Origin of the sequence: Micromonospora sp. D75, from assembly GCF_018070405.1 — a bacterium.
Classification (GTDB): domain Bacteria; phylum Actinomycetota; class Actinomycetes; order Mycobacteriales; family Micromonosporaceae; genus Micromonospora; species Micromonospora chalcea.
This window is the reverse complement of record NZ_JAGPXV010000146.1, coordinates 1-10,599: the sequence shown is the minus strand read 5'-3', so window position 1 is coordinate 10,599 and position 10,599 is coordinate 1. Positions and strand designations below refer to the sequence as shown.

Genomic DNA, 10,599 nt, shown 5'->3' with positions numbered 1-10,599 from the left:
CGACCCTCCTTCATGGGTTCGGCTAGCAGAGGTGGCCCGGTCCGGGGAACCGGACCGGGCCACCTGCTAGATCACTTCCAGCTGCCCTCGATGTCGTTCAGGACGGAGTTGGTGTCCTTGCCGTTGATCCAGGCCACCATGCCCTTCCAGAAGGTGCCGGCGCCGACCGCGGCCGGCATCAGGTCCGAGCCGTCGAAGCGGAAGACCGTCTTCTCGTCCTGGAGGATGCCCACGGAGAGCTTGTCCACCGGGTTCGGCACGTTGTTGATGTCCAGCTTCTTGTTCGCGGACACCCAGTCACCGATCTTGGCGCGGCTGTTGGCGTACTCGCCGGAGGCCAGGTAGGTCTGCACCGCCTGGACCTCGGGACGGTCGGCGAACGCGCCGACGAACTCGCCGCCACCCAGCACCGGCTTGCCCTTGGCCGGGTCGATGGCCGGGAAGTAGAACGCGAAGACGTCGCCGTCCTCGGCCACCTTGGTGCCCTCGGGCCACTGGTTGGCGTAGAAGGACGCCTGGCGGTGCATCGCGCACTTGCCGGTGGTGATCGGCGTGCCGCCCTCCTGGAAGGCGGTGGTGGAGATGCTCTTGACGCCGCCGAAGCCGCCGTTCATGTACTTCTCGTTCTTCAGGATGGTGCCGGCCCGGTTGAGCGCGTCAGCCACCTGCGGGTCGTTGAACGGGATCTGGTGGGTGGTCCACTTGTCGTAGACCTCCGGGCCACCGGTACGCAGCAGCACGTCCTCGATCCAGTCGGTGGCCGGCCAGCCGGTGGCGTCACCGGACTCGATGCCGGCGCACCACGGCTTGGTGCCGCTGGCCGCGATCTGGTCGGAGAGCTTGATCAGGTCGTCCCACGTGGTGGGGACGGTCCAGCCCTTCTCCTTGAAGGTCTTCGGCGAGTACCACACGAAGGACTTCACGTTCGAGCCGAGCGGGGCGCCGTAGAGCTGGCCGTTGACGGTGCTGTACTTCAGCCAGTCGGGGGAGTAGTTCTGCTCGGCCATCGCCTTGGTGTCGGCGCCGACCGGCTTGAGCTTGCCCGAGTCGACGAAGCGCTTCAGCAGGCCCGGCTGCGGGATGAAGGCGAGGTCGGGGGCGTTGCCGCCGTCGACCCGGACCGGGAGCTGCGCCTCGAACTCGGCGTTGCCCTCGTGGTCGATCTCGATGCCGGTGCAGTCCTCGAACTGCTTCCAGGACTCGTTGAGGCGGTCGGCCTCGATCTCCCGGATGGAGGAGTAGATGGTCACCTTCTTGCCGTCGTGACCTTCGTACTTCTCGTATGCGGCGCATTCGGCCGATCCGGCCTTGTCGCTCTTCTTGTCATCGCCGGTGCCGCAGGCGGCGACACCGAGCGCCAGCCCCAGGACGCCGGCGACCGCGAGCGTCTGGCGCGATCTGGCAAACGCCATGCCGATCTCCTTCCTTGCCGGCGCGTGGGGGGATCGAACCCGCGCCGGTCCGATGGTCGTCCTCACATGTAAGCGCTTGCATCGTGTCGGGTCCACCCCTGGCCGGACACGGCCCGGTAACAATCCCGAAACCCTGGCCAGGGGCTTGGGTGCGCTCCCACGAATCTTCCCGGGAACGGAACTTTCTGTCAGGATGTCCGCATCACATTGAAGACTTTCAACATTGGAGGCAGTGGATGCGTAAGCGATGGCTCGCCCTCGGGGCGAGCGCGACGGTCCTGGCGGCGACCCTCGTGCCGACCGCGCCGGCGATGGCCGCGCCGACGTTCAAGGTCCCGTTCCCCTGCAACCAGTCCTGGTCCGGTCAGACCCGGACCAACCACAGCCCGGCGAACGCCATCGACTTCAACCGCACCGACGACGCCGGCGACCCGGTCGTCGCCAGCGCGCCTGGCACCGTCGACGTGGTCACCAACCTCGGCGACACCAGCTACGGCAAGTACGTCCGGATCAACCACGGCGGCGGCCACACCACCTACTACGCCCACCTGAGCGCCTTCAACGTCTCCGTCGGGCAGACCGTCGGCTACGGCCGGGTGATCGGGTACGTCGGCACGACCGGCGGCTCCACCGGCCCGCACCTGCACTACGAGCAGCGCATCGACGGCAGCTCGGTGAAGATCAAGTTCAACGGCGTCCAGGCGCTCTACTGGGGCACCAAGACCTACACCAGCGACAACGGCTGCGGCGGGACGAACACCGGCCAGGGCACCGTGAACACGGCCGGCTCCCCGCTGACGGTCCGCTCCGGCCCCGGCACCGGCTACAGCTCGGTCGGCACGGTCGCCGACGGGGCGAAGGTGACCATCCAGTGCCAGACCAGCGGCACCAGCGTCAGCGGCACCTACGGCACCAGCTCGATCTGGGACCGGATCGGCTCCGGCCGGTTCATCTCCGACGCCTACGTCTACACCGGCTACGACGGCTACATCCCCGGCGTACCCCGCTGCTGAGCCCGGCGGGCGCGGGGGCGACCGGCCCTCGCGCCCGTACCGGTCAGGAGTTCAGCCGCCACACCGCGAAGTTCAGCGCGGACGCGAACGTCACCCACGCCCAGTACGGCAGCATCAGCAGCGTGGCCGGCCGGGAGACGCGCCGGAACAGGACCACGGTCACGCCGATCGCCAGCCACATCAGCACGATCTCGGCGAACGCCAGCCCGTACGCCCCGGCGCCGAAGAACAGCGGGGTCCAGATCGCGTTCAGCACGAGCTGCACCACCCAGGCCCAGAGCGCGGGGCCGAACCCGACCCGGCGCCAGACCAGCCAGCCGGCGATCGCGATCAGCGCGTAGAGGACCGTCCAGACCGGGCCGAACAGCCACGACGGCGGCGCCCACGCGGGTTGCTCCAGGCTCTGATACTCGGCGGAGGTGCCCTGCACACCCAGCCCGCCGATCGCGGCCGCGGCGAAGGTGGCGGCGCCGAAACCGAGCAGCGCCCACCACTTCCGGGCGCCGGTGGTGCGCCGGGTGACACTCTGCGACGTCTCCATGGTCGAGATGTTTCCGCTCGACCGGCCCGGCAAACGCCGGCCCGGACGCGGAAAAGCCGGAGTCACCCGGCCCGGGTGTTCCGGTCCGGCAGGACGGAACACCCGGGCCCGGCGACCCCGGCGGGTACGAGAACCGCTGTTACGTGTTGAAGATGCTGACGCCACCCGGGCCGACCAGGAGGCCGACGACGATGAGGACGATGCCCCAGAGGATCTGCCGGCGGAACAGGGCGAGAATTCCGGCGACCACCAGTACGACTGCGAGAATCCAGAGAATCAGCTCCATGTCGGCTGAATACCCGTGCGCCCGATCCCGGAAACCTCCCGGTCAGTCGAGCTGGTCACCGCCCAGGTGGAAGACGCTGTACGCCTGCTTGATCACCGGGTGCGCCACGTTGCGGACCCGCACCCCGCCCGGCGTGGTGCCGCGCTCGGTGCCGTGGTGGGCGTGCCCGTGCAGCGCCAGCGCGGTGGGCGCGGCGTCGATCGCCTGCCCGAGCTGGTAGCAGCCGAGGAACGGATAGATCTCCAGCGGCTCGCCGGCGAGCGTGTCCGGCACGGGGGAGTAGTGGGTGAGCGCGACGAGCGCGTCGCAGTCCAGCGAGAGCAGCGCGTCGGCGAGCGCGTCGGCGCTCTCCCGGGTGGTCCGTACGAACGCCTTCATCTCCGGCTCGCCGAAGTCGCTGGCGCAGCGCCCGGCGAACCCGCCGCCGAACCCCTTGACGCCGGCCACCCCGAGCCGCCCGCCCGGCGTGTCCACCACGACGCCGGTGCCCTCCAGCACCGTGATCCCGGCGTCCTCCAGCACCTTCACCACCTGCGGCACCTGGTCGCACTGGTGGTCGTGGTTGCCGAGCACGGTGATCACCGGTACGCCGAGATCGCCGAACTCCCGGGCCACGCAGCGCGCCTCGGCCTCGGTGCCGTGCCGGGTCAGGTCACCGGCGAGCAGCAGCGCGTCGGCGGAGCCGGGCAGCTCCTCCAGCGCCGGACGGAACCGGCCCACCACGTCCTCGTCCAGATGCACGTCGCCGACGGCGGCGATCCGGATCACCATCGAACCTCCCTCACGGCAGCTCCTCGACCTGGGTGGGCGCCTGCGTGCGGATCACCCCGATGTCGCTCGTCACGTGGGTGTCCGGGAAGCGCTCGGCCACCCGGCGCAGGATCTCCTCCCGCCGGTGCGGGCTCTCCACCTCGCCGTAGAGCACCAGCCCGTTCTCCCGCCGCACCACGGTGATGCCCTGCTCGGCCACCGTCGGGTCCTCGGCCAGCATGCTCTGGATCTCCGCCTCGACGTACTCGTCGGGGGGAACGTCGCCGGACAGTCCGGTCACAGGGTCTCCCTTCCGCCGGGCGCGCCGCCGGGCAGCACGTCCAGCCGGTCGAGCAGCACCAGGAACGCCTCCGCGTACGGCGAGTGCTGCGTCTCCTTCCGTACCCGTTCCCAGTCGATCTGCTCCCGCAGCGAGCGGGCCAGCGGCAGGGCGCGGGCGAAGTCGCAGTAGTGCTGCGAGAAGCTCAGCAGCTTGTGCACCATGAGCTGGCTGGCCGAGAGCACCGGCATGTGGATGGCGTCGACCGGGCGCACGATCGTGTCGGCGAACGTCTCCTCGGTCACCGGCGTCTCCACCGGCCGGTGGATCAGGTCCACCATCCGGTCCTCGTCGTAGACCTTGACCAGCCAGTCCTCCGGCGGGCGCTCGGCGGTGAAGCCGGCCTCGACGAGCGCCTCCAGCGCCCGGTCGACGTCGACCTCGCGGAGCAGGAAGTCCACGTCGTGGTCGCTGGAGTGGCCGCCGTGCGCGTACACCGCGAAGCTGCCACCCAGCGCGAACGGGATCTCGGACTGTTTGAGCACGGCGGCGACCTTCTTCAGCGTGTGCACCAGGGTCTCGTCCCCGCGCTCGGCCATCTGCGGCTCCCTCGTCGTCATGGGCGGTGGGATCACGTTGCGTACCCGGCGGACGCTCCGGTCACACCTGTTGCGGCGCGATCGGCCCGCCAGGGCAGGAAAGCGACATACAGGCCGGTGTGGGCGTCGGTCGGATAACCTCGGGAGGGTGGCCAGCTCACTGCGGACGCGGCGGGGCAGGGCCCGACTGCGTGCCGTCGCCCTGATCGGCATCGACGGCTCAGGCAAGACCACCCAGGCGCACCGGCTCGCCCAGGCCCTCACCGCCGCCGGCCACCCCGCGACGTACCACCGCAACGCCGGTGGCCGCCGCTGGCTCGGCCGCGTCGCCCAACGGATCGGCCGTCCGGACGCGCAGCGGCTCGTCGGGCGTGACGGCCTGCTCGTGGTCGAGTCGGCGCTGCGCTGGCTGGCCATCGCGCTCGCGCTGCTGAGCTGCCTGGTCACTGGCCGTACCGCGGTGATGGACCGCTGGTCGTACTGCCAGTACGCGAGCATCCGGGCGCACGGCGGGCAGCGGTGGGAGCGGCTGGTCCGGGCCGGCTACCGGGTCTTCCCGGCGCCCGCTGTCACGTTCCTGCTCACCGTCGACCCGGCCGAGGCGTACCGCCGGATCGAGCGGCGCGGCACCGACCACGAGAGCATGGCCTGGCTGACCGACGCGGACACCGCCTACCGGAGGCTGCCGGAGTACGGCGGCTTCGTGGTGGTGGACGGCAACGGCCCACCGGAGGAGGTGGCCCGCCGGATCCGGGCGCACCTGAGCGAGTGGCTGCCCGACGATCCGTCCGCCGGTCCCGGCCCGGCTCCGGGCGGCCCTCCACGTCCGGCCGGCGGGGCGGGCCGCGACGGCCCGGTGCCGGTTCAGGCCCGGCCGTAGACCGGGATGCCGGCGCCGCTCGTGGGCGCCGACTCGGGGGAGGCCAGGAACCGGATCACGCCGGCGATCTCCGCCGGAGGCACCCAGCGCCGGTGGTCGGCGTCGGGCTGGGCGGCCCGGTTGGCCGGGGTGTCGATGACGCTCGGCAGCACCGTGTTGCACCGCACCCCGCGCTGGCGGTACTCGACCGCGACCGCGTCGGCGAACGCCCGCACCGCGGCCTTGGCGGTGACGTAGCCCGAGGCGCCCGGGAACGGCGACACCGCCGCCCGCGCGGAGACGCAGACCACGGCGCCGTCACCGGTCGCCACGAGGTGCGGCAGTGCCGCCCGGGTCACCAGGTAGGTCGGGCGCAGGTTGAGCCGCAGCATCCGCTCGAACTCCTCGACCGGGGTCTCGTGCACCAGGCCGCCCGCGGCGTACCCGCCGACCAGGTTGACCACCGCGCGCAGTGGCGCGGCCGGCTCGGCGGTCGCGACCTCGACCGCCCGCGCGGCCCCCTCGGGGGTCAGCAGGTCGGCCACGACCCGGACCGGGCCGTCGTCCGTCCCGGCCTCCCGCTGAGGTACGACCACCCGCCAGCCTGCGTCGAGGAAGGCGGCGGTGACCGCGCCGCCCAGCCCACCCGTGCCTCCGGTGACCAGCACCGTGCGTTCCGTCATGGACACACACGCTAGTCAACCGTCGTGCCGACCGACCGGTGACCCGCACGGGCCGTCCGGACCGTCCGGCCGAGGCCGACCAGGCAGGCCCTGCCGCGCGACGGCGGACCGGCACGTCGGGCGGCAGGAGTGACTCGACCGGACCGGTTGAGGCGGTGGGGCTGCGACAATGGGATCCTTGGCCCGGGGGCGGGCACGGAAGACGGTAAATTTCCCGATACGCGGTGTCATGGTTGACGCTCACGCGCTCTGAAAGTAAGTTTCATCCGTGGCGAAGAGTCCGAAGATTTCTGCGAGTCACGAGCCCGGTGGACTGATCGTCCACATCAGCGGCCTGCTGCCCTCGCTGTCCCCGGCCGAACAGCGGGTGGCCCGGCTGGTCGTCGCCGATCCGGCGGACGCGGCCCGGCGCACGATCACCGACCTCGCCACCGCCGCCGAGACGTCCGAGGCGACAGTGATCCGCTTCTGCCGCTCGGTCGGCATGGACGGCTACCCCCAGTTGCGCATCCGCCTCGCCGCCGAGGCCGCCCGCCGGGTCGAGCCGCCGGACGCGCGGGTGGTCGGTGGCGACATCCCGCCGGGCGCGGACCTGGCCCAGATCATCGCCACCATCGCCTTCAACGACGCCCGAGCCGTCGAGGAGACCGCCGAGCAGCTCGACCCGGCCGTCTGCGAGCAGGTGGTCGAGGCGATCGGCGCGGCCGGCCGGATCGACGTCTACGGCGCGGGCGCCAGCGGCTTCGTCGCCTCCGACTTCCAGCAGAAGCTGCACCGCATCGGCCGCATCGCGTTCTACTTCCCGGACGTGCACACCGCGCTCACCTCCGCCGCCCTGCTCGGGCGCGGCGACGTCGCGGTCGGCATCTCGCACACCGGCACCACGTCCGACGTCATCGAGGTGCTGGAGCAGGCGCGGGCCCGGGGAGCCACCACCGTGGCGCTCACCAACTTCCCGCGCTCGCCGATCACCGAGGTCGCCGACCACGTGCTCACCACAGCCGCCCGGGAGACGACCTACCGCTCCGGCGCGACGGCCAGCCGGCTGGCCCAGCTCACCGTCGTCGACTGCCTCTTCGTCGGGGTGGCCGCGCGCAGCCGGGCCCGGACCAAGAAGGCGCTCGAAGCCACGGCCGAGGCGGTCCAGTCGCACCGGGTCGGTCCCGGGCGGAGGCGGGGATGACGGCGGGCCGGGCGGAGCGCGACGGCGTGGCGGCGATCCGGCCGGTGGTGCGCGTCGGCGCGCCGACCGAGCGGCGCAACCCGCACAGCTTCGACCTCGACCTGATGTCCACCCGGGACGTGCTCACCGTGATCAACGAGGCGGACCGGCGGGTGCCGGCCGCCGTCGCCGCGGTGCTGGACGAGATCGCCGAGACCGTCGACCTCGCGGTGGCCGCGCTGCGCGACGGACACCGCGTGCACTACTTCGGCGCCGGCACCTCCGGCCGCCTGGGCGTGCTGGACGCGGCCGAGCTGGCCCCCACGTTCAACTCGCCCCGGCACTGGTTCTGCTCGCACCTCGCCGGTGGCCCGGACGCCATGTGGCGGGCGGTCGAGGACGCCGAGGACGACGAGCGCGGCGGCGCCGCCGAGGCCGCCGAGTGCGTGCGCCCGGGCGACCTGGTGGTCGGCCTGGCGGCCAGCGGACGCACCCCGTACGTCCTCGGGGCGCTCGCCGCGTCCCGGGAGCGGGGGGCCGCTACGGTGCTGCTCTGCGCGAATCCGGAGGCCCCGGCCGCCGCGTCGGTGGACGTCTTCATCGGCGTGGACACCGGGCCGGAGGTGGTCACCGGGTCGACCCGGATGAAGGCCGGCACCGCGCAGAAGCTGGTGCTCAACACGTTCTCCACGGCCGTCATGGTGCGTCTGGGCCGTGTCTACTCGAACCTGATGATCGACATGGTGGCCACCAACGCCAAACTGCGCGGTCGCATGATCTCGATCCTCGTGGAGGCCACCGGTTGCGCCGAGGAGGTCTGCCGGGTCGCGCTGCGGGAGGCCGACGGCGACCTCAAGACCGCGCTCGTCGCGCTGGTCTCCGGCGCGGAGGTGCCGGCCGCCCGGGCCGCGCTGGCCCGCTCCGCCCACCAGGTACGCGGCGCGCTCGCCCTGCTCGCCTCCTGACCGCCCCCGCTCACCCCTTCTCCCGGCGATCCACCCGCCCGGCGCATCCGTCCGGCGGGTGCGACACGTATCACGTGCGGGAGGGGGACGTTCCCGCCCGTACGGATTGTTCAACGAGGCGGAGGGTAATCCTGAGCGTGGCTGAACCGACCGGTCCACGAGCGCGTATCTCGCAGTGACCAGGATCGCAACGACCCGGTGACGCGGCTCGCTGTGTTCATGGAACAGGCAATGGTGCCATTCCATGGGCGAATAGCGATTCAGCAGCTCCGGCGGGCCCCAAAAGCCGTGTCCGGAAGCCGTCCGAACCGGGCCGGTAACAGGAAACATGGACCGGGCTCTCAGCTAGTACTCAGGCATTCGTGACAGTTTCGACTCACGACATGGAATCCCCGAAGCGTCACATCTGTTGTGTAGGTGTCAGCACCTACGGGCACAGCGGAGGTTACGGGGAGGGCTGATGAACGTGGGGATGGCAAGGAACCGGGCAACCGGCGCGAGCGAGGGGACCGTGGCAATCGTGGACAAGAACATCGGCATGCGTACCGACGAGGTCGCCGAGGAGCGGGACCTGGTCGGCGTCTACCTGCACGAGATCTCCCGGACGCCGCTGCTCGACGCCGCCCGGGAGGTCGACCTCTCCAAGGCGATCGAGGCGGGCCTCTACGCCGAGCACCTGCTCGACGAAGACCGGATCCCCGAGGGCGTCGACCGGGAGGACCTGGAGCGGCTGGTCGTCGAGGGTGAGCGCGCGAAGGACCTGTTCATCCGCGCGAACCTGCGACTGGTCGTGTCCATCGCCCGGCGCTACGTGCGCTCCGGGATGCCCATGCTGGACCTGATCCAGGAGGGCAACACCGGCCTGGTCCGGGCGGTCGAGAAGTTCGACTACGAGCGGGGTTTCAAGTTCTCCACCTACGCGACCTGGTGGATCCGCCAGGCCATCAGCCGGGCGATCGCCCAGCAGGAGCGGACCGTACGGCTGCCCGTGCACCTGGTGGAGGACGTCAACCGGATGCGCAACGTGGCCCGGCAGCTCACCCGTGAGCTGGGCAGCGACCCGGAGCCGGAGCAGATCGCGACTGCCCTCGGCGTGACCGTCGAGCGGGTCAACGAGCTGGTCCGCTGGTCGCAGGACACCGTCTCGCTGGACACCCCGGTGGGCGACGACGGCGACACCAACCTCGGTGACCTGGTCGCCGACAGCGACGCGCCGTCGCCCGAGGAGATCGTGCTCACCGGCCTGGAGCGGCAGCGGATCGAGGGTCTGCTCAACCACCTCGACGACCGGTCCGCCGGCATCATGCGGGCCCGGTACGGCCTGGAGGACGGTCGCGAGCACTCGCTGACCGAGGTCGCGTCGCGGTTCTCGCTCTCCCGGGAGCGGATCCGCCAGCTGGAGATCCAGGCCCTCGGCCGGCTGCGTGAGCTGGCTCGCGCGGAGGGGCTGCAGGCGGCCTGACCTGGTAGTAATTGAGACAACGAACGGCCGGCGTCCGACAGGGGGACGCCGGCCGTTCGCCGTCCGCGTCGATCAGACCCGGCCGTAGCCGGCGATCGACATGATGTTCATACCGCGTTTGCTGACGTTGCGTCCGGCGCTGGGCGCGTCGATGATCTGGCCGTTGCCGACGTAGAGCGCGACGTGCCCGAGCCCGGAGTAGAACACCAGGTCACCCGGTTGCAGCTGGCTGCGGCTGATCCGCGTGGTGGCGTTCCACTGCCGTGCCGCGCTGTGCGGCAGCGACTTTCCGGCGGCCCGCCACGCGGCGAGCGTCAGACCGGAGCAGTCGTAGCTGCCCGGGCCGTCCTGGGCATAGCCGTAGGGCTTGCCGACCGCGCCGTAGGCGTACCGCACGGCCTTGCCGGCGTCGCCGGAGACGGCCGGGGGCTTGCCCGCCGAGCCGGCGTTGCCGGGCGCCTCGGTGGCCCGCCCGTACGCCCTGCGCCGCATCTCGTAGAGGTCGGCCAGGTCTCCCTCGATCCGCGTCTTCGCGGACTTGAGCTGCGTGGCCTGCGCCGCCGCCCGGGCGAGCGTGGCGTCCAGCC

Annotated in this window: 12 protein-coding genes and 1 pseudogene; 5 read left to right on the top strand and 8 right to left on the bottom strand. The window is 71.4% G+C overall.

What is annotated here, in order from left to right; genetic code table 11:
- Positions 1-71: 71 nt before the first annotated feature.
- Entirely contained in the window at positions 72-1,412 is a 1,341-nt protein-coding gene (locus KBX39_RS11745; protein WP_064447780.1) for an ABC transporter substrate-binding protein, read from the bottom strand.
- A gap of 236 nt (positions 1,413-1,648) precedes the next feature.
- On the opposite strand from KBX39_RS11745, the gene KBX39_RS11740 reads away from it, so the two are divergent.
- Complete coding sequence (locus tag KBX39_RS11740) at positions 1,649-2,425, top strand: M23 family metallopeptidase (protein WP_187692384.1); 777 nt, start codon at positions 1,649-1,651, stop codon at positions 2,423-2,425.
- Between the two features lie 43 nt (positions 2,426-2,468).
- Here KBX39_RS11740 and KBX39_RS11735 read toward each other — a convergent pair whose 3' ends face one another.
- The 5 genes and pseudogenes from KBX39_RS11735 to KBX39_RS11715 form a co-directional block, all read right to left on the bottom strand.
- Positions 2,469-2,966 carry a TspO/MBR family protein gene (locus tag KBX39_RS11735; protein WP_210870440.1) on the bottom strand — a complete coding sequence of 166 codons (498 nt, stop codon included), beginning with the start codon at positions 2,964-2,966 and terminating at the stop codon, positions 2,469-2,471.
- A gap of 139 nt (positions 2,967-3,105) precedes the next feature.
- Positions 3,106-3,252, bottom strand: coding sequence for a GPGG-motif small membrane protein (locus tag KBX39_RS11730; RefSeq protein ID WP_013288160.1), 147 nt, complete (start codon positions 3,250-3,252; stop codon positions 3,106-3,108).
- A pseudogene (locus tag KBX39_RS11725) lies at positions 3,243-4,023 on the bottom strand (metallophosphoesterase). Before KBX39_RS11725 ends, KBX39_RS11730 begins: the two are co-directional and overlap by 10 nt.
- 10 nt (positions 4,024-4,033) lie before the next feature.
- Positions 4,034-4,243 (bottom strand): hypothetical protein, encoded by a 210-nt coding sequence (locus tag KBX39_RS11720; RefSeq protein WP_225319459.1) that lies wholly within the window; start codon positions 4,241-4,243, stop codon positions 4,034-4,036.
- A 56-nt stretch (positions 4,244-4,299) separates the two neighbouring features.
- Complete coding sequence (locus KBX39_RS11715) at positions 4,300-4,881, bottom strand: nucleotidyltransferase (RefSeq protein WP_013288157.1); 582 nt, start codon at positions 4,879-4,881, stop codon at positions 4,300-4,302.
- 148 nt (positions 4,882-5,029) lie between these two features.
- Between KBX39_RS11715 and KBX39_RS11710 the strand changes: the two genes are divergently transcribed.
- Complete coding sequence (locus KBX39_RS11710) at positions 5,030-5,761, top strand: dTMP kinase (protein ID WP_043328813.1); 732 nt, start codon at positions 5,030-5,032, stop codon at positions 5,759-5,761.
- On the opposite strand, the gene KBX39_RS11705 is transcribed toward KBX39_RS11710, so the two are convergent.
- A complete protein-coding gene (locus tag KBX39_RS11705) occupies positions 5,746-6,423 on the bottom strand; it encodes an SDR family NAD(P)-dependent oxidoreductase (RefSeq protein ID WP_187692382.1) in 678 nt (225 codons plus the stop codon). The genes KBX39_RS11710 and KBX39_RS11705 overlap by 16 nt on opposite strands.
- A gap of 268 nt (positions 6,424-6,691) precedes the next feature.
- Between KBX39_RS11705 and KBX39_RS11700 the strand changes: the two genes are divergently transcribed.
- From KBX39_RS11700 to KBX39_RS11690, 3 genes are all read left to right on the top strand, one after another.
- A complete protein-coding gene (locus tag KBX39_RS11700) occupies positions 6,692-7,606 on the top strand; it encodes a MurR/RpiR family transcriptional regulator (RefSeq protein ID WP_051611377.1) in 915 nt (304 codons plus the stop codon).
- On the top strand, positions 7,603-8,550 hold the full coding sequence (locus KBX39_RS11695; protein ID WP_051611378.1) for an N-acetylmuramic acid 6-phosphate etherase: 948 nt from the start codon (positions 7,603-7,605) through the stop codon (positions 8,548-8,550). Before KBX39_RS11700 ends, KBX39_RS11695 begins: the two co-directional genes overlap by 4 nt.
- Positions 8,551-9,022: 472 nt before the next feature.
- Positions 9,023-10,012: an RNA polymerase sigma factor RpoD/SigA gene (locus tag KBX39_RS11690; protein ID WP_043330973.1), complete on the top strand. Its 990-nt coding sequence runs from the start codon at positions 9,023-9,025 to the stop codon at positions 10,010-10,012.
- A 72-nt stretch (positions 10,013-10,084) separates the two neighbouring features.
- Here KBX39_RS11690 and KBX39_RS11685 read toward each other — a convergent pair.
- On the bottom strand, positions 10,085-10,599 hold a 515-nt coding region (locus tag KBX39_RS11685), incomplete at its 5' end, for a C40 family peptidase (protein ID WP_210870438.1).